The 23,875-nt window shown below is 74.5% G+C and carries 18 protein-coding genes; 15 read left to right on the top strand and 3 right to left on the bottom strand.

Annotated features, from left to right (window positions below; genetic code table 11):
- Positions 1–182: 182 nt before the first annotated feature.
- The 8 genes from AB0F62_RS18215 to AB0F62_RS18180 all read left to right on the top strand — a co-directional run bounded on the left by AB0F62_RS18215 (position 183) and on the right by AB0F62_RS18180 (position 14,892).
- Positions 183–2,426 (top strand): TOMM precursor leader peptide-binding protein, encoded by a 2,244-nt coding sequence (locus AB0F62_RS18215; protein ID WP_361799332.1) that lies wholly within the window; start codon positions 183–185, stop codon positions 2,424–2,426.
- The gene (locus tag AB0F62_RS18210; protein WP_361799329.1) at positions 2,416–4,341 is read left to right on the top strand and encodes a TOMM precursor leader peptide-binding protein; all 1,926 of its coding nucleotides are present in this window, start codon (positions 2,416–2,418) and stop codon (positions 4,339–4,341) included. Before AB0F62_RS18215 ends, AB0F62_RS18210 begins: the two co-directional genes overlap by 11 nt.
- A 51-nt stretch (positions 4,342–4,392) precedes the next feature.
- On the top strand, positions 4,393–6,045 hold the full coding sequence (locus AB0F62_RS18205) for a nitroreductase family protein (protein WP_361799326.1): 1,653 nt from the start codon (positions 4,393–4,395) through the stop codon (positions 6,043–6,045).
- A complete protein-coding gene (locus AB0F62_RS18200; protein ID WP_361799323.1) occupies positions 6,042–8,822 on the top strand; it encodes a lantibiotic dehydratase in 2,781 nt (926 codons plus the stop codon). The genes AB0F62_RS18205 and AB0F62_RS18200 overlap by 4 nt, the downstream gene beginning before the upstream one ends.
- Complete coding sequence (locus tag AB0F62_RS18195) at positions 8,819–9,907, top strand: lantibiotic dehydratase C-terminal domain-containing protein (RefSeq protein ID WP_361799320.1); 1,089 nt, start codon at positions 8,819–8,821, stop codon at positions 9,905–9,907. Before AB0F62_RS18200 ends, AB0F62_RS18195 begins: the two co-directional genes overlap by 4 nt.
- Positions 9,908–11,262: 1,355 nt before the next feature.
- Positions 11,263–12,177: an ABC transporter ATP-binding protein gene (locus AB0F62_RS18190; RefSeq protein ID WP_361799400.1), complete on the top strand. Its 915-nt coding sequence runs from the start codon at positions 11,263–11,265 to the stop codon at positions 12,175–12,177.
- A gap of 1 nt (position 12,178) precedes the next feature.
- Positions 12,179–12,940: an ABC transporter permease gene (locus AB0F62_RS18185; protein ID WP_361799317.1), complete on the top strand. Its 762-nt coding sequence runs from the start codon at positions 12,179–12,181 to the stop codon at positions 12,938–12,940.
- A 44-nt stretch (positions 12,941–12,984) separates the two neighbouring features.
- A complete protein-coding gene (locus AB0F62_RS18180) occupies positions 12,985–14,892 on the top strand; it encodes a TOMM precursor leader peptide-binding protein (protein WP_361799397.1) in 1,908 nt (635 codons plus the stop codon).
- Positions 14,893–14,980: 88 nt separating this feature from the next.
- On the opposite strand, the gene AB0F62_RS18175 is transcribed toward AB0F62_RS18180, so the two are convergent.
- Entirely contained in the window at positions 14,981–15,154 is a 174-nt protein-coding gene (locus AB0F62_RS18175) for a thiazolylpeptide-type bacteriocin (protein ID WP_089228050.1), read from the bottom strand.
- 223 nt (positions 15,155–15,377) lie between these two features.
- Here AB0F62_RS18175 and AB0F62_RS18170 point away from each other — a divergent pair, with 223 nt between their 5' ends.
- Both AB0F62_RS18170 and AB0F62_RS18165 read left to right on the top strand, forming a co-directional pair.
- Positions 15,378–16,685: an amidohydrolase gene (locus AB0F62_RS18170; RefSeq protein ID WP_361799313.1), complete on the top strand. Its 1,308-nt coding sequence runs from the start codon at positions 15,378–15,380 to the stop codon at positions 16,683–16,685.
- Positions 16,686–16,877: 192 nt separating this feature from the next.
- Complete coding sequence (locus tag AB0F62_RS18165; protein ID WP_361799310.1) at positions 16,878–17,822, top strand: hypothetical protein; 945 nt, start codon at positions 16,878–16,880, stop codon at positions 17,820–17,822.
- On the opposite strand, the gene AB0F62_RS18160 is transcribed toward AB0F62_RS18165, so the two are convergent.
- Both AB0F62_RS18160 and AB0F62_RS18155 read right to left on the bottom strand, forming a co-directional pair.
- Positions 17,787–19,031, bottom strand: a complete 1,245-nt coding sequence (locus tag AB0F62_RS18160; protein ID WP_361799307.1) for a SpoIIE family protein phosphatase — start codon at positions 19,029–19,031, stop codon at positions 17,787–17,789. The two genes, AB0F62_RS18165 and AB0F62_RS18160, sit on opposite strands and share 36 nt — an antisense overlap.
- Positions 19,028–20,659: an ATP-binding protein gene (locus AB0F62_RS18155; RefSeq protein ID WP_361799394.1), complete on the bottom strand. Its 1,632-nt coding sequence runs from the start codon at positions 20,657–20,659 to the stop codon at positions 19,028–19,030. Before AB0F62_RS18155 ends, AB0F62_RS18160 begins: the two co-directional genes overlap by 4 nt.
- A 202-nt stretch (positions 20,660–20,861) precedes the next feature.
- On the opposite strand from AB0F62_RS18155, the gene AB0F62_RS18150 reads away from it, so the two are divergent.
- The 5 genes from AB0F62_RS18150 to AB0F62_RS18130 all read left to right on the top strand — a co-directional run bounded on the left by AB0F62_RS18150 (position 20,862) and on the right by AB0F62_RS18130 (position 23,869).
- A complete protein-coding gene (locus AB0F62_RS18150) occupies positions 20,862–21,242 on the top strand; it encodes a hypothetical protein (RefSeq protein ID WP_361799304.1) in 381 nt (126 codons plus the stop codon).
- Positions 21,242–21,673 carry a response regulator gene (locus tag AB0F62_RS18145; protein WP_361799301.1) on the top strand — a complete coding sequence of 144 codons (432 nt, stop codon included), beginning with the start codon at positions 21,242–21,244 and terminating at the stop codon, positions 21,671–21,673. Before AB0F62_RS18150 ends, AB0F62_RS18145 begins: the two co-directional genes overlap by 1 nt.
- A gap of 113 nt (positions 21,674–21,786) precedes the next feature.
- On the top strand, positions 21,787–22,245 hold the full coding sequence (locus AB0F62_RS18140) for an ATP-binding protein (protein WP_361799298.1): 459 nt from the start codon (positions 21,787–21,789) through the stop codon (positions 22,243–22,245).
- Between the two features lie 147 nt (positions 22,246–22,392).
- Positions 22,393–22,959 carry an NAD(P)H-dependent oxidoreductase gene (locus AB0F62_RS18135; protein WP_361799295.1) on the top strand — a complete coding sequence of 189 codons (567 nt, stop codon included), beginning with the start codon at positions 22,393–22,395 and terminating at the stop codon, positions 22,957–22,959.
- A gap of 109 nt (positions 22,960–23,068) precedes the next feature.
- Positions 23,069–23,869 carry a protein phosphatase 2C domain-containing protein gene (locus tag AB0F62_RS18130; RefSeq protein ID WP_361799292.1) on the top strand — a complete coding sequence of 267 codons (801 nt, stop codon included), beginning with the start codon at positions 23,069–23,071 and terminating at the stop codon, positions 23,867–23,869.
- The last annotated feature ends 6 nt before the right edge of the window (positions 23,870–23,875 follow it).

The following is a 23,875-nucleotide window of genomic DNA, read 5'->3' as shown; positions in this document are numbered from 1 at the left end:
ACGGCCACTACCGAATGCACGACTCCCTCCGCATTCTCGCCCGCGGGGCGATGGAATTACGGACGGAGGCGTCCGGTCCCGATATGCCCTCCAGTGCCTGATCGCCGTTCCCGGCGGTTCCGGGAATGTTACCGCCGGTATCCGTTGTCCGCTGATCGCGCCCGAATGGGAGTAATAACGGCATGACCGCTGCGTACGAGGAAGTCGCGCATTCGTATCCCCGTATCCGCCGTGACGTTCTTTTCACCGAGACACCGGACGGCGTTGTATTCCATAACGCCCACGGTGGATTCAATCTGCGCGGCAGATCGGCCTACCGGTTCGCCACGCTGGTCGTCCCCCACCTGAACGGGACGAACCGGGTCGAGCAGATCTGCGCGGGCCTGGGCGAGCAGCAGCGGACCATGGTCGGCGAGCTGGTGGGGGCGCTGTACGGGAGGGGCTTCGCCCGCGACGTCGTCCCCGGGAGCGACGGCCTCGACGAGCTGGCCCCCGAGGTGGCGGAGCGCTTCGCGGCGCAGATCGACTACATCGACCACTACGCCGGGGAGGCGGGGAGCCGCTTCCGCCGCTTCCGCGACACCCGCGTCGCGGTGCTCGGCGACGACCCGGTGGCGCGGTGGTGCGCGCTGAGCCTGGTCCGCAACGGCTGCGGCGCGCTCGCGCTCCCCGCCGCCACCGGGCCCGGGACCGATCCCTTCGCCGAGGCGCTGCGCGAGACGGCCGGGCTGGAGGACGACGGCTGTCCCGTGGAGATCGTCCGGTGGGACGTGACGGGCGACGACGGCTGGGACGACCTCGCCGGCTACGACGTGGTCCTGACGACGGGGACGCCGGCGGCTCCGCTCCGGCTCCTCGAGGCCGGCGTACCCGAGGGCGTCCGGCTCCTGCCCGCCTGGACGTTCGGCGACCAGGCGGTCGTGGGCCCGGTCATGACCGCGGGGACGGCGGGCTGCTGGTCCTGCGCCGCGCTCCGGCTCGGCGCCAACGGCGAGCCGGGCGCGGCCGCCGACCTGTGGAGCGCGGTACGCCTGGACGACCCGGGGCGGGCCGAGCCGGGGCGGGTGTCCGGGCCACCGGCGGCGATGCTCGGCAACCTGCTCGCGTACGAGGTGTTCCGGCTGGTCACCGGCGTGCTCGCCGCGGAGACCGAGGGGCGCCTGGTGCTGCAGGACCTCGACTCCCTCGACGTCGTCACCGAACCCCTGCTGCCGCATCCGCGCTGCCCCTTCTGCGGGGAGAACGAGGACCCCGCCGCCGAACCGGCCACCACCGCGGCGGACCTGACGGACGGCCATGACCTCGTCGAGACCGCGTCCGGCAAGGTGACGCCCGAGGGGGACGCCGACGCGGCCCTCGCGGCCCTCGACGCCCGCTCGGCGCTGACCCACTCCCGCGCGGGGGTGTTCGGCGCGTTCGCCGACGACGCGTGGGAGCAGACCCCGTTGAAGGCCGGCACCGTCCGGCTGGCCGTGGGGCACCGCGGGCCGCGGGAGATCACGGCGTTCGACGTGCACCATGTCGCGGGGGCCCGGGTGCGGGCGCTGTACCGGGCCGCGGAGGTCTACGCCGAGCACGTCGTCCCGCAGCGGGGTGTCGTGGCCGGCGCCGCGCTGGAGGTGGCCCGTGAGAAGTGGCCCCTGCTGGCCCCGGACCGCCTGGACATCGCCTCCGGCACCGGCGCGACCGCGGACGCGGTGCGCTCCTGGGTCCCGGCCGCGTCCCTCGCCGAGGGCCGTACCGTGCTCGTTCCCGCGGCGGCCGTGCGGACCTTCGGCGGCCACAACGGCGAACGGCTCTTCGTACCGACCTCCGCCGGGTCGGCCGCGGGGCCGTCACCGTCGCGAGCGGCGGCGCGCGCCCTGTACACGGCGGTGGCCTTCCACACGCTGACCGCGGCGCTGCGGTCCCGCTGCGCGGTGGCCCCCACGGCCCCCCACCGGTCCGCCGACGACCCGGAGGTGGTCTTCCTCCGCCGCTCGGCGGCCACCCTCGGACTCGACGCCGAACTACTCGAGTTGGGCGGCCCCGAGGGACTCGCCCCCGTGATGTTCGCCCGCGCCTCGGACCCGCACACCGGGCGCGCGCTGTGGGCGATCGACGCCGCCCCCACCGCGCGCCGGGCCGCGGTCGGCGCGCTGCGCGACCTCCTCGGGCAGGTACAGCTCGGCAGGGACGACGCGCTGACGGCGCCGCTCGACACAGGCGACCCGTTCCTGGGCGATCTCGACCCCATGACCGTCGCCGTCACCGGGGAGGCCGACGCCGGCGGGCCGGCGGCCGCCGACGGGGCCGAGGTGCTGCGCCGGGTGCGGGACCGCGGCCTGGACGCCCTGGTCGCCGTCACGGGCTCCGCCGATCTCCGCTCGGCCGGTGTGCACGTCGCCCGGGTCCTGCTCACCCGCGGGGCCGTGGATGCGCTCTGACGTCGACGCGCGGCCGCCCGGCGCCGCCGGCGTCGTGGAAGGGCTGCTGGGCGAAGGCCTGGGCCGCCACCCGGACGCCGTGGCCCCGCCGCGGGTGACCCTGCTCGGCTTCCGGGACGAGCAGGAGGTCCCCGCGGGCGAGGCACCCGGCTCCCCCGCCACGCCCGTGCACCTGTACGGGCACCACGCCCTCGTGGGGCCCGTGCCCGGCACCGGCGGTACGCCGGCGTGCACCCGCTGCCTGGCGCGGCGGTGGCAGGCCGTACGCCCCGGCATCCTGCGCGACGCCCTCGAACTCGGCTCCGCCACCGCGGCGACGGGCCCGTGGCCCTTCACCACCGCCTTCGCGATGGACGCCGTGGCCGCGCTCGTCGCCGCGGCCGGCGGGCGCGCCGGAGCGGAGTCGGGCGGCCGTCACCCCGTCGTCCGCCTGCTCGATCTGGAGACCCTGGAGGTCAACCGCGCGGTGGTCGTGCCGGACGCCGAGTGCCCGGACTGCGACCGCCGCGTCCCCGACACCGCCGCGGGCGCGACCGTCACACCGCGCAGCGTGCCCAAGGCGGATCCCTCGGGATTCCGCGGCAGGCCGATCGAGGCGTACGACCTGCCGCTGGAGGCGTTCGTCAATCCGGTGACGGGGATGCTCGGGCCGTCCGTGGCGCCGGACCTCACCTCCGCGTCGACCGCCTCCACGGTCGGCGCCTTCACCCTCCGCTCCGGCAGCTATCTGCGGGAGTCCTACTGGGGCGGCCACACCGGCAGTTACGCCCGCAGTGTGCGGGTCGGCGTCCTGGAGGGCATGGAGCGGCTGGCCGGGATGCGGGCCCGCGGCAAGCGGACCACGGTCGTGGCCGCGCTGACCGAACTCGGCGACCAGGCCCTCGACCCGCGGACCTGCGGGGTCTACTCGGACGCCTTCTACCGGGCCCAGCGGCTGGTACGGCCGTTCGCGCCCGACCGGCCGATCCCGTGGGTGTGGGGGTACTCGCTGCGCGACCGGCGCCCGCTGCTGGTGCCCGAGGTGCTGGCGTACTACCACGCCCCCGGCGGCCTGGAGAACCGGTTCGTACAGGAGAGCTCCAACGGGTGCGCCTCCGGCGGAAGTCCGGAGGAGGCCGTGCTGTTCGGCCTGATGGAGGCCGTCGAGCGGGACGCCTTCCTCATCGCCTGGTACGCCGGTCTGCCACTGCCCGAGATCGACCCGGCGACCAGCGCCAGGCCCGCGACGCGGCACATGGTCGAACGGCTGGCGATGTACGGCTACCGCGCCCGGTTCTTCGACACCCGGATCACCTTCCCGGTCCCCGTGGTGACGGCCGTCGCGGAACACATGGACGGGGGCACGGGCACACTCTGCTTCGGCGCCGGGGCCGCGTGGGATCCGGAGGCCGCGCTCGCCGCCGGCCTGTCGGAGATCGCCACGGACGCGGTCAAACTGCGGCGCCGCACCGAGCGGGACCACGACCGGCTGGCCGCGATGGCGGCGGACTTCGGGACGGTCCATGTGCTCCACGACCACCCCCTGATGTACGGGCTGCCGGAGATGGCCCGCCACGCCGCCTTCCTCCTCGGCGGGCGCGAGGGTCCCGGGGCGGCGCCGCTCGCCGTGGCCGACCTGCGGACCGGCCGCCCCCCGGCCGCCGACCTGCGCGAGGACCTGGAGGCGGCCGTGGCGGCGGTGACCGCCCACGGATTCGACGTCGTCGTCGTGGACCAGACGATGCCCGAACAGCGCGACGTGGGGCTGCACACGGCCTCCGTCCTGGTGCCTGGGCTCGTCCCCATCGACTTCGGCTGGCACCGCCAGCGCGCCCTGCACCTGCCCCGGCTGCGCACCGCCCCGCGCGAGGCCGGGTTCACCGACCACGACCTGCGGACGGACGAGCTGAACCTCGCCCCGCACCCCTTCCCGTGAACCGCCGCCCGTGCACGGCAGCAGAACAGCCGCAGACAGAGAGGACCGGACATGGGGCACACCCATGAGTACGCGACCGCGGTGATGCGGCGTGGCAGGGTCGCGATGGAGCCCGCCGACTTTGAACCCGACTGGGTGGACCGGCCCAGGAAGGAGAAGTACTACCCGGGCGCGGAGCGCTTCCCGCTGCCCGACGGTGACTTCCCCGACGACGCCGGGGTCGGCCGCGGCCTGGCCGGGCCGCACGGGGACGCCGCCTTCACGCTGCCGCTGCTCGGTGGCATGCTGCGCGACTCGTACGGGCTGGTCGGCCGCCGCCTGGCGGTGCAGGCCAACACCGACCTGGGCACGCTGCCGATGTACACCCAGGCCAACTGGTCGCGCGGCACGGCCTCCGGAGGCGGCCTCTACCCGGTGGGCGTGCACTGGGTCAGCGGTGCGTCGGGCCCGATGACACCGGGCGTGTACCACTACGCGCCCTCGCACCACGCCGTCCACCGGCTGCTGACCGGCGATGTGTCGGGGGAGGTCCGCGCCGCCGTCGGGGACGACCGGCTGCACCGGGACACCGACCAGTTCCTCGTCCTCGGTGTGAAGTTCTGGCAGAACTCCTTCAAGTACAACAGCTTCGCCTACCACGTGGTGACCATGGACACCGGGGCGCTGCTGCAGACCTGGCGCATGTGGGCGCAGGCCCGCGGGCTGCGGATCGACCCGGTGCTGTGGTTCGACGAGCCGAGGCTGGGCCGGCTGCTGGGGGCGGAGGCCGACGACGAGGGGGTGTTCGCCGTCGTGCCGCTGCGCTGGGAGGGCGCCGTCCCCGCGGCACCGGCCGGGACGGGGACCTCCGGGGTCCGCCGGATCGAGCAGGAACGGTCGCGCCGCGTCCTGACCTTCGACACCGTGCGGCAGGTGCACCGCGCCACGCTCGACGGCGCGGCGGCCCGTCCGGCTCCGGAGGCGCTGGAGGACGCGGCGGCCCCGGCCGTACCACCCGGCGGGGAACGGCGACCGCTGCCGCCCGCGGCGCCGATGGACCTGAGCGTGCGCCGCGCGCTGCGCGCGCGGCGCAGCAGCTTCGGGCGGTTCACGGGCATCCGTCCGCTGTCCGGGGAGCATCTGGCCGCGGCGCTGAAGGCGGCGGAGGCGGGCGCGGCACTCGCCACCGACGTCACGCCGTCCGGCGGTCCCCGGCTGGCGTCGCTCTACGTCTTCGTCAACCACGTCGAGGGCGTGGCGCAGGGCGTGTACGCCTACGACGCGGAAGCCGCGGAACTGCGGCTGCTGAAGCACGGCTCGCCGGGCCCGTTCCTGCAGGCCCACTACTTCCTCAACAACTACAACCTGGAGCAGGCGGCCGCCGTGATCGTCCCGGCCGTCCGCACCCACGCGGTCCTCGACGCCGCGGGCGACCGGGGGTACCGGCTCGTGAGCGCCGCGATCGGCGCGGCCGCGCAGGCGGTCTACACGGCCACCGCGGCCTCCGGGACCGCCTGCGGTGTGGCGCTGGGCTTCGACAGCGTCGCCTTCGCGGAGGAGCTCGGACTCACCGGGACCGGGGAACTGCCGCTGCTGCTGATGCTCGTCGGCCACGAGCGGCCGCGCCCGGCCGACTTCCGCTACGAGCTCGTACCGTCGGCGCCGACCGCGGAGGACCGCGGCGTGCGGGGCGACGACGCCGGGCAGGAGGGCGAGGCACGGTGAGCACCTCACTCGAACGCCCGGCGGCGCGCCGGGCCGCGGCCCTGTCCCCGCGCTTCATGCTGCGGCTGGCCGGTCTGCCGGTGGCGGCCGCACAGCGGCTGCGCAGCGCGGACGCCCGCGGGTGGGCCGACGGCATCCTGGACGAGGAGCACCGGCTGGGCGAGGCGGGCGCCCGGCTGAGCGACCCTCTGGCCGCGCTCGTCGCGGACAACGAGGACGACACGATGCGCCGCGCGGTGCTGCGGCTGCGGCGTGCCGTCTTCAACAACCGCCTTCCGCAGGACGTGCCGGGCGCCCTCGCGCTCGCCGCCCGCATCGACGGCCCCATCGGCGCCGAGTTGCTGCACTGGCTGCGCGACCGGCAGACGTGGGAGGAGCGGCGCGCCCAGGGACAGGCCGTGCTGGCGACCGCCTTCGGTCAGGGGCGGGAGGCGCTGCGCGAGCTGGCGGCCGGGGAGCAGCTGCGGACCGGTCTGCTGCTGGCCTCGCCGACCCTGGACGGGCAACTGGACGCCTACATCCGGGGCGACGCGGCCGCGTCGGGCAAGCGGGGCCGGAAGATCGAGCGGTCGCTGCTCGCCTATCTGTACCGCACCGCCTGCAAGACCAGCCCGTTCAGCACCTTCACCGGCGTCGCCGTCGGCGAGTTCCGGGCTGACGGCGCGGACGGCGCGAACGGGACGTCCGGCGGGGGTGTCCGTGTCGCCGAGCGCTGGACCGGGCACGCACGGCTGAACGTCGTGGTGCTGCGCCGGCTCGCCGACGCGATCGCCGCGGATCCGGAGCGCCGCGGCGACCTGCTGGTCTCGCTCGCCTCGGGCTGGGAGCTGGACGACGACCGGGTCCGCTTCGTACGGCGCTCGGTGACCGCGGGCGACGACTCGGCGGCCGTCAGCTTCGACGCGGCCCGGGACCGGCTGTTCTTCCTGCGCCGCAGCGGCGCGCTGGAGGACCTGCTCGGGCTGCTGCGGGAACGTCCCCGGCTGCGCCACCGGGATCTCGTCGCGTGGCTGGGCAGCGAGCGCGGCGCGACGGCCGACGAGGCCGAGCGCTATCTGTCGGCGCTGCTGCAGCTCGGCATGGTGCAGCTCAACTCCCTCCACCCGGACGTGCACAGCCATGACCCGCTGCGGGCCTTCCAGGACGCGCTGCGCGAGGTGGGCCGTCCGTGGGCCACCGGGCTCGCCGAGCGGCTGGAGGCGACCGCCGCCGACGTCGCCGCCTACGCCGGTGCGCCGCCGGACCGCCGGCGCGAACTGCTCACCGGCCTGCGGCGCGAACTGCCCGCCGTGGTGGAGTCCCTGGGCGCCTCCGGGACCACGCTGCCGCAGACCCTGCTCTACGAGGACGCCCGGGCGAGCGCCGAAACCGTCACCGCCGACGCGGAACGGTGGACGGAACTCGCCGAGGGCCCGCTCCGCTCCCTCGCCCGCGTGCTGCCCGCCTTCGACGTCTCCCTCGCCCAGCGGCTGACCTTCAAGGGCTTCTTCCTGGCCCGGTACGGCAGCGGCGGCCGCTGCGACGACCTGCTGCGGCTGGTCCACGACTTCCACGAGGACCTGTTCGAGCAGTATCTGCTCTTCACCTCCCGGCGGGGCCCGCACGACGCCGCGGACGGCCACCCGGCGGAGGAGAACTGGCTGGGGCTGCCCCAGATCACCGCCCTGGACCGGGCCCGGGCCGCGTTCGTGGAGGGCATGCGGCAGCGGTGGCGGACCCGCGACGCGGACGCGGCGGAGCTGCGGATCGACGAGGACCTCGTCGACGCGGTCGCCGCCGAACTCGCCCCGCTGCCGCGGGGTTTCGCCCCGCAGAGCCACTTTGTACAGCTCGCCGACCGCCCCGGGGACCCGCTGGTCGTCCTCAACGGGTCCTACGGCGGTCTGTGCTTCCCCTTCACACGCTTCACGCACTGCTTCGACACCCCGGACGACACCCCCGGACTGTCGGAACGCCTGCTGGCGGCCCTGCGCGCCGCCCAGCCGGAAGGTGCGGTCTTCGCCGAGATCACCGCGGGCTCGGCGACCACGAACCTCAACCTCCACGGCCGAATGACGGACTATCAGATCCTGTGTCCCGGCGAGACCGGCTCCGCCCCGCCGGAGGCCCGCATCCACCTCGACGACCTCTTCGTGGAGCACGACCCGGACGAGGACCGGCTGGTCGTGCGCTCGCGGCGGCTCGGCAAGGAGGTCATCCCGCTCTACCTGGGCTACCTCGTGCCCATGGTGCTGCCCGAGATCCCGCGCACCCTGCTGCTGCTCTCCCCCACCTCCAAGACGGCCCTCGACGTGTGGACCGGCGTCCCGGAGGCACCCGCCCTCGACGGGGTGACGAGACGGCCGCGGGTCCGGCACGGATCCCTGGTGCTCAGCCGCCGCCGCTGGACCGCGGACGCCTCCGCCCTGCCGCTCCGTCCCGCGGGGGAGGACGACGCCGACTGGTTCCTGCGGTGGCAGCGCTGGCGCCGCGTCCACGGCGTGCCCGCCCGGGCCTTCGCCACCGTGCTGCCCGGTGAGGGCGGCTCCGGGGGCTGGGCCGGGGGCTCCAAGCCGCACTACGTCGACTTCGACAGCCCGCTGTCGCTGCTGGCCCTGGAGGGGCTGGTGAAGGACCCCACGGGACGCGTCGTCCTGGAGGAGATGCTCCCGGCCGAGGACGACCTGCACGTCACCTCGGACCGGGGCCGGCACGTCGCCGAACTCGCGGTGGAGATCATCCCCACCGGCCCGGCACATCCCGTAACCGACGAGGAAGGACATGGTGAGCGGGCATGACCTCTCCCGCCCGGACCGGCCCCGCCGCCGGCGGCCCCGACGCGGCCGGCGAATGGCAGGCGCTGCACGTCTTCTACGCGGCGAGCCCGCGACCGCTCCTCCTGGACTGCGTCAGACCCCTCGTGGACGAACTCACCGAGGACGGGCTGCTGTCCGGGTACTTCTTCATCAACTACTGGCTGCAGGGCCCGCACGTCCGGCTGCGCCTGAAGCCCTCGTCGGCCGCGGCGACCGGTGAGGTCCGCGACCGCGCGCTCGCCGCCGTGCAGCGCTTCCTCACCACCCGGCCGGCGCTGTACGAGGTCAAGGCCGGTTTCCTCGCGGACCTCTACAACACGCTGTTCGAGCTGGAGTATCCGCAGGAGCAGCGCGAGAAGCTGCTCGGCCCGGACGGCCGGATGCTGCTGCGGGACAACAACTCGGTGAGTTTCGAACCGTACGAGCCGGAGTACGGGAAGTACGGCGGCCCGGCGGGCGTGGCCCTGGCCGAGTGGCACTTCCGGCGCTCCAGCGACCTGGTGATCGAGGCGCTGCGCTCGATGAACCTGCACGTCCGCACGGTGCTGCTGGGGACGGCCGCGCAGTTGATGATGGTGATGTCCGCGTCCTTCCTGCACGACGACGAGGAGCTGGCGCACTTCCTGGAGCGCTACCACGCCTTCTGGGACGGCGCCTTCTCCGAGACCGACTTCACCGCCCGCAAGGGCTACGACCGCGCCTACGGCGAGATGGGCGCGGAACTCGGCCGGCGCTTCACTGCGGTCAGGGCGGCCATCGGCGGCGGCGCGGAGGAGGAGTTGCCCGCCTTCCTGCGCGGCTGGGCGCTGCACTGCCGCGAACTGGCGGGACGCGTAAGGGACCTCGCGGCCGGCGGCGAGCTGGTCTTCCGCCGCTGGAGCGGGGGCGAGGAGTTCGGGATCACCGACGAGCGGCACGCCCTCGCGATGCTCATGTCCCCATACATGCACATGACCAACAACCGGCTCTCGGTGACCATCCGCGACGAGGCCTTCCTCGCCTACGTCCTCGCCCGCACCCTGCGCGGGGGCACGGATGCCGCCGGAGCGCGCGAGGGGACGGGATGACCGCCCCGGGAATGCTCGAACTGCGTCCGCGGCGGCGTCCCGACCTGCTCGTGGGTCCCGCGGTGCTGCGCGGGGCCGCGGAGGTCCATCCGGTCAAGGACCCGGTCAGCGGCCGCCGTCACGAGCTGCGGGCCAAGGAGTTCTTCGTCCTGGACCGGCTCGACGGGGAGCGCACCCTGGCCGAGGTCGGCGACGCCTACGCGCTGCGCTTCGGCACCCGTCTCGGCGACGTGCACTGGCGGCAGCTGCTGGGCCTGCTGTACGGGCGCCATCTGCTCACCGGCACGGACGTACCGAAGGGACCGGCCGGCCCGGAGCCGGGGAGCGGGCGAACCGGCCGGTCGACGCTGCTGAGCGGGCACGCCCGCATGGTGTCGGACGCCGGGGCGCTCATCGAGGCCCTGCACCGGCGTACGGCCTTCGCGCGCACACCGGTCTTCCTCGTCCCCGTGCTGCTGCTGATCCTCGCGATGATGATCCATCTGACCGCGGAGTTCGGCACACTGGTCCGCGACATGAACCAACTGGCCCACAACCCAACGCTGTTGATGGCCGTGGGCGTCGGGCTCTGGGTCGGCATGGCCCTGCACGAGCTGGCGCACGGCCTGGTCGGCCGTGCCTTCGGCGGCACCGTCACGGAGATCGGCCTGCGCTGGCGGCTGCCCGTGACGTACATGTACTGCCTCGTCCAGGACGTGCCGTTCTTCGCCCGGCGCGGCCACCAGGCCGCCACCGCGGCCGCCGGGCCGGCCATGAACCTCGCCCTACTGTTGCCGCTGTGGCCGTTGTGGGTCTGGGCGCCTCCCGGACCGCTGCACTCCGCGCTCGGCGGCGCGCTGCTGATCGGCGCCGTGTTCGCGCTCGCCAACCTCGTGCCGCTGCCGCCGCTGGACGGCTACAAGCTGCTCGGCTACGGCCTGGGCGTGGAGCGGCTCGCCGCGGGCAGCCGCGCCTACCTGGGCGCCGCCGTCGCGGGCCGGTTCGGCCGCGGCCCGGGCACCGGCGCCTACCCGCCGCGGGCGCGGGCCGTCTACACGGCGTACGGACTGCTCGCCGGGGCCCTGACGACGGGGGCGGCCGCGCTGCTCCTGCTCTGGGCCGGCAGGGCACTGGCCGACCGCTTCGGCGCCGTGGCGGGCCCGGCCCCGGCGCTCCTGCTGCTCACCGCCGTCGTGCTGTGGCGGCTGGGCCTGGCGGCACGCGCCAGGCGTGTCCAGCACACCCCACCGGACGCGGGCCGGGACGCGCGGGACACCGCGCGCCCGCCCGGGACACCGCCGGCCGTGACCGCGGACCTCCCGCGGGACCCGGCCGGCGACGACCATCACCCAGCAAGGGAACCAAGGGAACAACTGATGACGCCAGTGCAACCGGCCGCCGAGGCCGTGGTGATCGACGACGTGCGCAAGCGCTACGGCGACGTACAGGCCGTGGACGGGGTGTCGCTCACCGTGCGCCGCGGCGAGTTCTTCGGCATCCTCGGGCCGAACGGCGCCGGGAAGACCACGCTCATCGAGATGGTCGAGGGGCTGCGGCGGGCCGACGGCGGCACCGTCTCCGTCCTCGGCTCGTCCCCGTGGCCCCGGAACACCGAACTGCTGCGGCGGCTCGGCGTCCAGACCCAGGCCTCGGCGTTCTTCACCCGGCTCTCCGCGCTGGAGCACCTGCGGACCGTGGCCACCCTCTACGGCCTGGGCCCCGAGGCCGCCGACCGGGCGCTGAAGGAGGTGGGCCTCGCCGAGCACGGCGCCGCCCGCGTCGACGACCTGTCCGGCGGGCAGCGCCAGCGCCTGGCCATCGCCACCGCCCTCGTCCACGAGCCCGAGCTGATCATGCTGGACGAGCCCACGGCCGCGCTCGACCCGGAGGCCCGGCGCTCGCTGTGGAGCCTGCTGCGGGGCCTGAAGAGCGAGGGCCGCACCATCGTCCACACCACGCACCACCTGGACGAGGCCGAGGCCCTCTGCGACCGGGTCGCGATCATGGCGCACGGCAGGGTCATCGCCCTGGACACCCCCGCCAACCTGGTCCGCTCGCTCAAGGCCCCCACCCGCGTCCTGGTCCCGGCCGACCGCATCACCGTCGAACGCGCCCTGGCCATCGAAGGCGTGGAGCGCGCCGAGGTGGAGAACGGCGAGGTCGTCATGGAGACCCATGTCGCCGGCCGGGTGATCATCGCGGTGAACGAGATCGCCGGCCCCGACGCCGTGCAGACCCGCACCGCGACGCTGGAGGACGCCTACCTCGCCCTGACCGGATCGGAGCACTGACGTGAGCGCCTACGCCGCACTGACCCGGGCCAACTACCGGGCCGCCGTCCGGGACCGGACCACCGTCTTCTTCACCTTCGCCTTCCCCCTGCTCTTCCTGATCGTCTTCGGCCTGATCTTCAAGGGGCAGACCGTCCAGGACGACGGCCCCCCGTACATCGACTACATCGCCCCCGGCGTGCTCTCCTGGGGCGTCGGCAACGCGGCCATGTTCGGTGTGGCCTTCACCCTGATGCACTGGCGCCGCGACGACATCCTGCGGCTGGTCTGGCGCACCCCCGCCTCTCTGACGTCGGTGCTGGCGTCCCGTTACGCCGTGGCCGTCGGTGTGGGGCTGGCCCAGGCGGCGCTGTTCATCGGCGTGGCGCTGCTGCCGATGTTCGGGCTCCACCTGGCGTCGGGCTGGCCGCTGGTGATCCCGGTGCTGGTGCTCGGCATCACCGCGTTCATGGCGCTCGGGCTGGTCGTCGGCAGCCTCGCCGACACGCCCGAGGCGGTGGCGGCGATCGCCAACTGCATCATGGTGCCGATGGCGTTCCTGTCCGGGTCCTTCTTCCCGGCCGACCTGATGCCGGGGTGGGTGCGCGACCTGTCGCTCGCCCTGCCGCTGCGCTACTTCAACGACGGCGTCCTCGGCGTGCTCTCCGACACCCACCACGCCAGCGCCTCCGACTACGCCGTCGCGTGCGCCGGACTCATCGGATTCGCGGCGCTGTTCGCGCTGATCGCCGCCAAGACCTTCCGTTGGAGCAACCGCGGATGACCACCGATCTCGCCGCGCCCGCGGCCGCGCCGCCCTCGGCGCTCATGGACACCGCCGTCCGCGCGCTGCGCGACGCCCTCGCCGAACGCCACCCCGCGGCACCGCCGCTGGTGGTGCCCCTCGGCGCCGCCGACACCCTCGCCCCGGGGCGCGATCCGCACCGCGCCGACCGCCCGGCGGCCACGGTCCATCTCACCTGGGACGCCGTCCTCATCGGCCCCTGGCCCGGCACCGACGCCGCGGAACCGGCCTGCGGCCAGTGCCTCGCCATGCGCTGGCAGCGGCTGCGCACCCGCTCCGAGCGCGAGGCCTGGGAGACCGGCACCGCGACGCGGGCGGCCGGTTCGTGGCCCGCGCTTCCCGGCTACGTCGTCGACACCGTGTCGTCGCTCTACGAGCACGCCCTGACCGGCGGCCCCTCCGGGCCGCTGCCCCGCGTGACCCGGCTGGACCTGGCCACCCTTCAGGTCGCCTCGGTCCCCCTGCTGGGCGAGCCGCTCTGCCCGCACTGCGTCCCGGAGGCCGGGACGGAGGCAGGGGCGGGGGCGGAGTCGGAGTCGGAGTCGGGGGAGCCGGTCACCGCGCTCGTCCCGCGGGCCAAGCCGGCCCCGGAGGCGTACCGGCTGCGGTCGCCGCGCTCGTACGCGCTGCCGGCCGACGCGCTGGCCAACCCGGTCTGCGGCGTCCTCGGCGCCACCACCTGGACCGACGTGAAGTCGCCGACGACCGCGCCGGTCGCCGGGAGCGTCTTCATGCGCGGCTACGCGGGCCTGACCGACGTCACCTGGAGCGGCCAGGCCAACTCCTTCCGGGCCAGCCGCGACCTGGCCTTCCTGGAGGGGCTGGAACGCTACGCCGGCACCCACAGGCGGCACCGCGGGGCCCTGCTGACCGAGGCGTACGACGTGCTCGGCGACCGGGCGCTCGACCCGCGCGACTGCGGTCTGTACGCGCCGGAGACGTACCGCGACGACCCGATGCTCAGCCCTTTCGCACCGGACCGCCCCATCCCGTGGGTCCGGGGGTGGTCGCTGCGCGACGAACGGCCGGTGCTCGTACCGGCCCGGCTCGTCCACTACAGCGCGGGCGTGGCGGCGGACAACTTCGTCTTCGAGTGCTCCAACGGCTGCGCCATCGGCAGCTGTCTGGAGGAGGCGGTGCTGTTCGGGCTGCTGGAACTCATCGAGCGGGACTCCTTCCTGCTCGGCTGGTACGGCAACGCCCGGTTGACGGAGATCGACCTCGGCTCCTGCACCCGCGGCGCGACCCGCGCCATGGTCGACCGGGCCGCCCTGCAGGGCTACGACGTCCATGTCTTCGACAACCGGGTGGACCTGCCGGTCCCGGTGGCCACCGGGCTGGCGGTGCGCCGCGACGGCGGGCCTGGCACCCTGGCCTTCGCCGCCGGGGCCGCCTTCGACCCCGAGACGGCCGTGGAGTCCGCGGTATCCGAGATCCTCACCTACATCCCCCACCTGCCGGGCCAGGTCCGTGAGCGCCCCGGGGAACTGGCCGCCATGGCACGGGACTTCGGGCTCGTCCGGCGCCTGCCCGATCACGCCGCGCTCTTCGGGCTGCCCGAGATGGCGGAACACGCCGCATCGTATCTGCGGCCGGCCGCCGTGCGGCCGCTGGACGAGCTGTACGGCGACTGGGAGTCGCGCCGCCCGCGCACGGGCGACCTCCTGGACGACGTCCTGCTCTGCCGGGACGTGCTGGCCGGGGCGGGCTTCGACGTGATCGTCGTCGACCAGACGACGCCGGAGCAGGAGCGGATGGGCCTTCGCACCGTCTCGACCCTGGTCCCCGGGCTGCTGCCGATCGACTTCGGCTGGACACGTCAGCGTGCCCTGCACATGCCCCGGCTGCGCACGGCGTTCCGGCGGGCCGGGCTGCGGGACACCGACCTCGGCGAGGACGAACTGCGCCGCGTGCCGCACCCGTTCCCCTGAGCCGTCCACCCCTTCGGCGAACAGCGCGAAGCCCTCTGCGCGGCGGCGCGAGCCGCGGCGCAGAGGGCTCCGACCCGGATCCCGAGGATCAGGCGGTGCAGCTGGTGGTGCTGGTGGTGCTGGAGCAGGTGCTGGTGCTCGAGCAGCTGGTGGACGAGCCCAGCATGACCTCGCTCGCGTCCGAGTAGTCGGTGATCTCGAAGGTCTCGGACTCCAGCTCCAGGATCTCCTGGGCGAGCGACTCCAGCGAGTTCTGCGGCATCGTGTCTCCTCCTGAGGGAACGGGCCGGTCGGCCCATGGGTGAACGCGACGACAAAGGCCCGGCCCAGGACGCCGGTTGCGGAGAACCGCACCCTGCGCCGTACCCGAGTCCTTTTCTACCGGGGCCCGCTGGCAGATCCGCGTGCGTCCCGCTGTCACCCCGCTGTCAGCCGCCACGGCGGCCTTCCCACCACCCGCGACGCCCCACCACAAGGAGCCAGTTGTGAGCCCTTCCGCGACCGGTACCGGCGGCCCGGTCCTCGACGGCCTGCCGGAGGTGCTGCGGCCCACCGTGGCGGACTACCTCGACCTGCACCGGCATCCCGAACTGTCCGGCGCCGAGGAGCGCACCGCGGCACGCCACGCGGAGCGCCTGCGCGGCGCCGGGTTCGACGTCACGACCGGTGTCGGCGGCCATGGCGTGGTCGGCGTACTCCGCAACGGCCCCGGCCCGGTGGTGATGCTGCGCGCCGAACTCGACGCGCTGCCGGTCGCGGAGGCCACCGGGCTGGCGTACGCGAGCGAGGCCGTCGCCCTCGACGCCGACGGCCGCCCGGTGCCCGTCATGCACGCGTGCGGCCACGATCTGCACCTGGCGTGCCTGGGCGGTACGGCGGCGCTGCTCGCCGGCGCCACCGGGCACTGGTCGGGCACCCTGGTGACGGTCGGCCAGCCCGCGGAGGAGACCCTCAGCGGAGCCCGCGACATGCTGGGGGACGGCCTGTACACCCGCTTCCCGGCCCCTGACGTCGTCCTGGCTCAGCACACCGCCCCCCTGCCGGCCGGGATGGTCGCCCACGCGCACGGACCGGTACTGGCGGGCAGCCGGCTGCTCGAGGTCGTCGTGCACGGATCGGGGGGTCACGCGGCCAGCCCGCACCTGGCGGTGGATCCGGTGGTGGCGGCCGCGGCGATCGTGCTGCGGCTGCAGACCGTCGTGTCGCGGGAGACGAGTCCGGCGGAGCAGGTGGTGCTCACCGTCGGCTCCCTGCACGCGGGTTCGCGGGGCAACATCGTGCCGGAGTCGGCGACGCTGGAGGTCTCCGTGCGCGCCTTCACCGACGCGGCGCTGGACCGCGTGACGGCGGCCGTGCGGCGCATCGTGACCGCCGAGTGCGCGGCCTCCGGCTGCCCGCGCGAGCCGTCCGTCCGCACCCTCGCGCGGTCGCACCCCACGGTGCCGGACCCCGCCGCCGCGGCCGCGGTGCGGCGTGCTCACGAACAGGTCTTCGGTGCCGCCCGGGTCGCCCCGTGGCCCGCGTCCACGGCCACCGAGGACTTCCCGCTGTACGGCCCGGCCGGCGCCCCCCTGCACGGCGCGACCGAGGTGCGCACGGCCTACTGGATGCTGGGATGCGTCGGACCGCGCCAGTGGGCGGACGCCGCGGGCGACGGGGCCGCGGCCAAGATGGCGGCCCTGCCGCCGAACCACTCCCCCGGCTTCCGTCCCGACCCCCGGCTCGCCGTTCCCGCGGGCGTCACGGCGCTGACGTCGGCCGCCCTGGTCCACCTCGGCGCTCCGACGGCGTGACCCTCCGTGTGCTCCCCGTCACGATCCCGTCAAAAGATCTTGACGTGGGGCCATCCCCGGCCGTGAATAGGATCGCGTGGCGCTTCATGCCCCGGAAGAAACCGCGAACCTTCCGGGCAGGGAGCGGGGTGCGAGGCCGATTCGGGGTGGAGGTACGGGTTGAAGGCGGAACGGAAGGTACGCAGAACGGGAGTGCTCGACGTCGGGTGCCACAGCGCGCTGCTCACCGTCGTGGAGCGGCGGGACGACGTCCCGCTGCGCCCGGTGCTGGCCCGCAAGGTACGGCTGCGGCTGCACGAGACACTCGACGCGAACGGGCGGATGGACAGGTCGGGCGTGCGCAGCGTCCAGCAGGCGGTGGCCCGCACGCTCGCCGCCGACGAGGGCGGTTCCCTCCCCGCGGTGTACGCCTTCGCCACCTCTGTCATCCGGGACGCGCCGAACCGCGACGAGGTCATCGCGCAGGTGAAGCGGACGACCGGCACACGGCTGCGCGTGCTGTCCGGTGAGGAGGAGGCCCGGCTGGCCTATGTGGCCGCGCGCCGGTGGGCGGATTCGGACGGAGTGCCGCTGCTGGTGCTGGACATCGGCGGCGGAACGGTGGAGATCGCGGCCGGCACGGCGGGGCAGCCGCGCACGGTCCGCTCCCTGCCGCTCGGGGCCCGCGCCGTCAACCGCCGGTGGGACCTGGTGGACGCGGTCTCCTCCAAGCGGCGACTGCACGAGGTACGCGAACGGCTGCGCGCGTCCCTCGCCGAGTTGGGGGACGACCTGCCGCAGGCACCGCGGCACGGCCGCATCCTGGCCTGCTCGAAGACCTTCACCCAATTGGCCCGGCTCGCCGCCGCCCGCGGTACGACGGCCGAGGGCCCGGACCGCCTGTCGCTCGCCGAGGTGCGGGAGATCGTTCCCGTCCTCGCCGCGATGGGCCCGGCGGGGCGTGCCGAACTTCCGGGCATCTCCCGGCACCGGGCGGGCCAGTCGCTGGCCGGGGCCCTGGTGGCCGAGACCCTGATGGAGATGTGCGGGGCCGACAGCGTGGAGATCTCCCCCTGGTCCACGCGGGAGGGGCTGCTCCTGGAGCGCCTGGAGCGCCCGGAGTCAGCGCCCTCCGCCGCCCGCCGCGGCCCCGGCTGAGCCGTCGCCGGGCACGGCTCCGCCGCCGGCCCCGGTGTCCCAGTCCAGGCGGAGCACCGCCAGGTCGTCCGTGTGGCGTTCGTCGTTGAGGTCGCGGACCTGCCCGATCAGCGCGTCGAGGTGCGCGTCGGGGCCCGACGAGGGGGTACGGGCCAGCAGGCCCAGGAGTCCTTCCGGGCCGAGCCGCCGGCCGCCGGGGCCCGCGTGGCCCTCGATGAGGCCGTCGGTGTACAGGGTCAGGGTGCCCCGCTCCGGCAGGTCCAGGATCGTGGCGGGCCAGTGGTCCAGGCCCGGTGCGATGCCCAGGGCGACGCCGTGGCGGGCCTCGACCGGCCGTGTGGCGCCACCGGCGGTGAGCAGGGGCTCGTGGTGCCCGGCGAGGTGCACGGTGGCCCTGGACGCGGCGAAGTCCAGGGTCAGCAGGGTGCACGTGGTGAACAGGTCCGGGTGCGAGCGTTCGGCGACCAGCATCCTCTCCAGCAGGCGCAGGAGTTCCGGACCCCGGTGGCCGCCCAGGGTCAGCGCGCGCCAGGCGATGCGGAGGCAGACGCCGAGCGCCGCCGCGTCGGGGCCGTGGCCGCTGACGTCGCCGATCACGGCGTGCACGCGCCCGTCGTCGGTCTGCACCACGTCCAGGAAGTCGCCTCCCAGCAGGGCGCTCTCCCGCCCGGGGAGGTAGCGGCTGGTGGCCGTGACCGCGGCGGTGGTCAGCAGCGGCCGGGGCAGCAGTCCTCGCTCGAGGCGGGCGTTCTCCTGCGCGCGGAGCCGCCCGGCCTGCAGGTCCGCACCGGCCCGCTCGGCCTGCTTGCGCTGGACGGCGTAGCGCACGGCGCGCTGCAGGAGCTCCGGTTCCACCTTGCCCTTGACGAGGTAGTCCTGGGCGCCGGTGGCGAGGGCCTCGGCGCCCGCCTGCCCTTCCGCCAGACCGGTCAGGACGATGACGGCGGTGTTCGGATCGGCGCGCTGGATCTCGCCGACGGCGGCGGGACCCGCCGCGTCGGGCAGGTGCAGGTCGAGCAGGACGCAGTCGGCGGACCTCGTGGACAGTTCGAAGCACGCGTCCGCGAGCGTCTTGTGCCAGACGAGCGTGCAGTCCAGCGACGTGTCGGCCAGCAGCTCGGTCACGAGCAGCGCGTCGCCCGCGTCGTCCTCGACGAGCAGGATCCGGTGGTGTGCGGCAGGCGCGGGCACAGCGGGGGGTGTGGTCACGGCCGGCCCTCCCCCGCGCCCCCGTCGACCTCCGCCGCGGCGGGTCCCGGCACGGTCCCGGACTCCGCCACGGCCCCCGTGCCGTCCTCGGCCTCGGTCTCGGTCTCGGTCTCGGACGGCTGTGCCGGGAGGGTGAAGACGATGCGCGTGCCGGGACCGTCGTCCGGCTCGACGGCGATGGTGCCGCCGTGGAACTCGACGATCTTCTTGCACATGGCCAGCCCGATCCCGTTGCCGGGATAGGCGTCCTTGGTGTGCAGGCGCTGGAAGATCACGAAGACCTTCTCGGCGAACTCGGGGTCGATGCCGATGCCGTTGTCGGTGACCGAGAACCGCCACAGGGCGCCGTCGCGGCGGACCGCGACGTGGATCCGGGGCGCCCGCTCGGGGTGCCGGAACTTCACCGCGTTGGAGATCAGGTTCTGCCACAGCATGCCCAGTTGCGTGGCGTCGCCCACGACCGTCGGCAGCGGGTCGCGGGTGATCTCCGCTCCGGACTCCTCGATGGCGACGCTCAGCGCCTCCGCCGTCGCGTCGGCGATCCGGTCGAGGTCCACCGTGCTCTGCCGGTTGTGGACCCGGCCCACCCGCGAGAAGGCCAGCAGGTCGTTGATGAGGGTCTGCATGCGGTTGGCGCCGTCGACGGCGAACCCGATGTACTGGTCGGCCCGGTCGTCCAGTTGGCCCCCGTACCGGCGCTGCAGGAGCTGGGTGAAGCTCGACACCTTGCGCAGCGGCTCCTGCAGGTCGTGGGAGGCGACATAGGCGAACTGCTCCAACTCGGAGTTGGACCGCTTCAGATCCGCGGCCTGTTCGTCGAGCAGCTGCCGGGCCTTCTCCGCGAAGGAGAGCTCGTCCGCGAGGCGGCGGCGCATCGCCTCCACGTCCTCGCCGAGCCGGCGCAGGTCGGCCGGTCCCGTCACCGTGACGGGGTGGTCGAAGCGGCCCCGGGTCACGTGCCGGACCTCGGTTCCCAACCGCTCCAGCGGACCGGTGATCCCGCGGCGCAGGCCCTCGAAGACGAGCACGGCCAGGAGCACGATGACCGCCGCGATGGCGGTGAACACCCAGTTCCGCAGCCGTACGGCGCGGTCGAGCTGGGTGCCCGCGTCGATGCGCGCCTGCCGCAGGTGGTCCTGCTGGGTGGTCAGCGCGGCGCGGACCCGGTCGAAGGAGGTCCTGCCCTCGTCGGCCCGCTCGGTGGCGAGCGGCACCGGCGATCCCGGTGTGGCGGGGGCCGCGGCGACCGGCCGTGCGATCCGCTCCTGCCAGGCCGCGGCCGCGGTCAGGACGGCACCGAGGTCGGCGGCGGCCCGCTCGTCGCCCCGGACCAGGGGGCGCAACCGGCCCAGGGCGGTCTCCTCGTCCGCCAGGCCCTCGGTGTAGGGGTCGAGGAACTGCCGCTGCCCGCTGAGTCCGTAGCCCCGGACACCGGTCTCCTGGTTCACCAGCGCGGCCTCCAGCCGGACGGAGTTGACCAGGGCCGGGGAGCGGACGTCGACCAGTTGGTCGGTGAGCGTCGAGCTGCGGTCCAGCGCCCACAGGCCGAGCCCGCCGAGCGCGGCGAGCACCGCGAGGGCCAGGCTCACACCCGCCTGCAGCCACCGGCGGGTCGTCCACGCCGACAACCGGCGCGCGCCGCGGGCTTGGTGGGCCGCGGGGACCGCCTCCGGCCCCCCGTTCACCTGCACGATCGTCTCGCCAGTCGCCACGCTGTGCGCCCTCCGCTTCCTTGGCCGCCGTCGGGTGTCCGCGCGGCGGGAGCCCACTGTAGCCGCCGCACGACAACACTTGTTGTCGGGAGAATCCGCAGGTCCTAGGGTGGGGGCCATGCCTGGCACCCACTTCGCTCCGCGTCTGCCGGACGAGGAGCTCGCCGCACTGGCGACGGACGCGGTCGACGACCTCGCCCGGCGCATGGCCCGTCGTGTCCTCCGTCCGCTCGCCCTCCCGGGTACCGCCGACGAAGATACCCAGGCGCGGGCGGAGGCCCTGGCATACCTGCACACGCTCAACCTCCTCCAGCAGGCGGTCGAGCGGCTGGAGAACCTCGCGGCCGAACAGGCGGCCGCCGCGGGCGCCGGATACCCCCAGATCGGCCGCGCCTGCAACATCAGCCGACAGGGCGCCCGCCGCCGCTGGCCCGGCCTGGTGACGAGCGACACCCCCCACCGTCCCCCGCGGCGCACCGACCGGACCCGGAGCCAATGATGATGATCGCCCCCGCCCGCCCCCATGACGTGCTCCTGGTCGAGGACGACCCCGCCGACGCCATGCTCATCGGCGACGCCCTCGCCGAGCGCGGAGCCCGCAACCTCACCCAGGTCGAGGACGGCCTAGCCGCCCTGGAGTACCTGCGCGACCCGGGCAACCGGCGCCCCGACCTGATCGTCCTCGACCTCAACATGCCGCGGATGAACGGGCACGAACTGCTGGCGGTCCTCAAGAACGACGAGGACCTGTGCGCGATCCCGGTCGTCGTCCTCACCACCTCCGCGGCGCCGGACGATGTCACGGGCGCCTACCGGCAGCACGCCAACGCGTATGTCACCAAGCCGGTCAACCTGGACGACTTCGAGCGCGCCGTCCGCAGCATCGACGCCTTCTACCTGGACACGGTCACCAGGCTCCCGCGCGACTGAGCCCGGGCGGCGCCGTGGGCCGCCGCATGCGTCGGCGGCGGAAAAGGGGGTAGACGGACGGTCGGCCGCGGATGAGTGCGGCCGCCCCGGGAAGCAGTACGAAAGGCACCACCATGGAACCGAGGCTGGACGGCCGCCCCGCCCACCTGGCCGACTGGCCGTGCATCCACGCCGGCTTCGCCCACGAGGGCGACTCGGAGGCCATCTCGGCCGCACGGCGCTTCACCGCCGATTTCCTCGCCCGCGTCCAGGGCGAGCACGGCGTCCCGGTACCGGTGGAGACGGTCGAGGCGGCGCAGCTCGTCGTCAGCGAACTGGTCACCAACACCTGCAAGTACGCGCCCGGCCCCGGGCTGCTCGATCTCGAGGTGGTCGTGGAGACGGCCACGCTGCTGGTCTCCGTGTGGGACACCAGCAGCGCCCTCCCCCTGGCGCGCGCCGCCGAGCCGGGGCGGATCGGGCAGCACGGGCTGGAGATCATCCTCGCGCTGTGCGAGGGCTACGACGTGCAGCGCCAGCCGGTGGGCAAGCGCATCACGGTCCGCGTCGCCCTGGAGCCCGCGGCCCGCTGATCCCCCGTGGCGACGGCGATCGGGTGAACCGGCGACCCGGGCGGGTTCGCCCGCGGGCGGGCATGGAAAGTGGCTCACGCACCGGCCCGCGGCGCGTACCCCGGCCGACCCGGCCCGGCCACCCGGATCAGGACCAGGAGCAACGCCATGACCAGGATCGCCGTCATCCTCGGCAGCACCCGCCCCGGGCGCAACGGCGAGGCCGTCGCGCGGTGGGTCCACGACATCGCCGTACGCCGCGGCGACGCCGAGTACGAACTGGTCGACGTCGCCGACTACGGCCTCCCGCTGCTCGACGAGCCGGTCCCGCCCTCCATGGGCCGGTACAGCCGGCCCCACACACTCGCCTGGGCCGAGAAGATCGGCTCGTTCGACGGGTATGTCTTCGTCACCGCCGAGTACAACCACTCCATCCCGGGAGCGCTCAAGAACGCGATCGACTACCTCTTCGCCGAGTGGAACAACAAGGCGGCCGGCTTCGTCTCCTACGGAAGCGTCGGCGGCACCCGCGCGGTGGAGCACCTTCGCCTGGTGATGGCCGAGCTGCGGGTCGCCACCGTCCGCGCGCAGGTGGCGCTCTCGCTGTTCCGCGACTTCGCCGACCTGAGCCGGTTCGAGCCCGGCCCGCGCCGTGCGGGCGAGGTGGGTGTCGTCCTGGACGAGGTTCTCGCCTGGAGCGCCGCCCTGGCACCGCTGCGCAGCGCGCCCTCCTGAGCAGTCCGCAGCCCCCGCGGCCGGTGACCGGGTCCCGCCGCTAGGGTTCGGGGCCATGAACGGGCACCAGGGGGACGATACGACGGCATGCGCGCGGTGCGGTGGAACGGTGGCCCCGGACGGCCACTGCTGGGACTGCGGCGCCGGGCAACCCGCGTTCCGGTCGCATGTGGAGGTCACGGCGGGCGGCGCCGCGGGCGTCAGCGACCGGGGGAAGCGGCGTCACACGAACGCCGACGCGATGGCCCTGACCACGGCCGGCGCGTGGACGATCGGCGTGGTCTGCGACGGGGTGTCGATGTCGCCCCGATCCGAGCGGGCGGCCCGGCTCGCCGCCGGGGTGGCCGCGGCCGCGCTGGCGGCGGCGTTGCCCGCGGGGACGCCACCGGAGCTCGCGCTCGAGGATGCCGCGCGGCGCGCCGGCCGCGCGGTCGCCGCACTCGCCGTCTCCCCGGACGAGGCGCCCGCCTGCACCTTCGTCGCGGGCGTCACCGGTCCCGGCGGCCTGTGGTGCGCGTGGATCGGCGACAGCCGCGCGTACTGGCTGCCGGACGAGGGCCCGGCCCTGGCGCTGACCGAGGACGACACCGGCGAACTGGACGCCCTGACGGGCTGGCTGGGCGCCGGCAGCGGGGACCCCGAACCCCGCGTCCGCAGCAGCCGTCCGTCCGTCGCCGGCCGCATCCTGCTGTGCACCGACGGGCTGTGGCGCTGCTTTCCCGGCCCGGGGGCACTGCGGGACCTGCCGGCCCCCGCCCAGGCGGCCGGTGCCGGCAGCGGACTTCTGGACCGCGCCCGATCACTGGTCGGGTACGCCCTGGACGCCGGCGGACACGACAACATCACGGCGCTGCTCCTCCCCGTCGCCGCCGAAGGCCCGTCCCGGGCGGGGGCGGCGGGACAGGTGTAAGCAGGA

Source organism: Streptomyces sp. NPDC026673, from assembly GCF_040638135.1.
Taxonomy (GTDB): Bacteria; Actinomycetota; Actinomycetes; order Streptomycetales; family Streptomycetaceae; genus Actinacidiphila.
This window is presented reverse-complemented; position numbering and strand designations above follow the sequence as displayed.

What these genes read in the sequence shown, in the direction of transcription:
- AB0F62_RS18215 (WP_361799332.1), top strand. Translation starts at nt 183, where the DNA reads ATGACCGCTGCGTACGAGGAAGTCGCGCATTCGTATCCCCGTATCCGC.
- AB0F62_RS18210 (WP_361799329.1), top strand. Translation starts at nt 2,416, where the DNA reads ATGCGCTCTGACGTCGACGCGCGGCCGCCCGGCGCCGCCGGCGTCGTG.
- AB0F62_RS18205 (WP_361799326.1), top strand. Translation starts at nt 4,393, where the DNA reads ATGGGGCACACCCATGAGTACGCGACCGCGGTGATGCGGCGTGGCAGG.
- AB0F62_RS18195 (WP_361799320.1), top strand. Translation starts at nt 8,819, where the DNA reads ATGACCTCTCCCGCCCGGACCGGCCCCGCCGCCGGCGGCCCCGACGCG.
- AB0F62_RS18190 (WP_361799400.1), top strand. Translation starts at nt 11,263, where the DNA reads ATGACGCCAGTGCAACCGGCCGCCGAGGCCGTGGTGATCGACGACGTG.
- AB0F62_RS18180 (WP_361799397.1), top strand. Translation starts at nt 12,985, where the DNA reads ATGGACACCGCCGTCCGCGCGCTGCGCGACGCCCTCGCCGAACGCCAC.
- AB0F62_RS18175 (WP_089228050.1), bottom strand. Translation starts at nt 15,154, where the DNA reads ATGCCGCAGAACTCGCTGGAGTCGCTCGCCCAGGAGATCCTGGAGCTG.
- AB0F62_RS18150 (WP_361799304.1), top strand. Translation starts at nt 20,862, where the DNA reads ATGCCTGGCACCCACTTCGCTCCGCGTCTGCCGGACGAGGAGCTCGCC.
- AB0F62_RS18145 (WP_361799301.1), top strand. Translation starts at nt 21,242, where the DNA reads ATGATGATCGCCCCCGCCCGCCCCCATGACGTGCTCCTGGTCGAGGAC.
- AB0F62_RS18140 (WP_361799298.1), top strand. Translation starts at nt 21,787, where the DNA reads ATGGAACCGAGGCTGGACGGCCGCCCCGCCCACCTGGCCGACTGGCCG.
- AB0F62_RS18135 (WP_361799295.1), top strand. Translation starts at nt 22,393, where the DNA reads ATGACCAGGATCGCCGTCATCCTCGGCAGCACCCGCCCCGGGCGCAAC.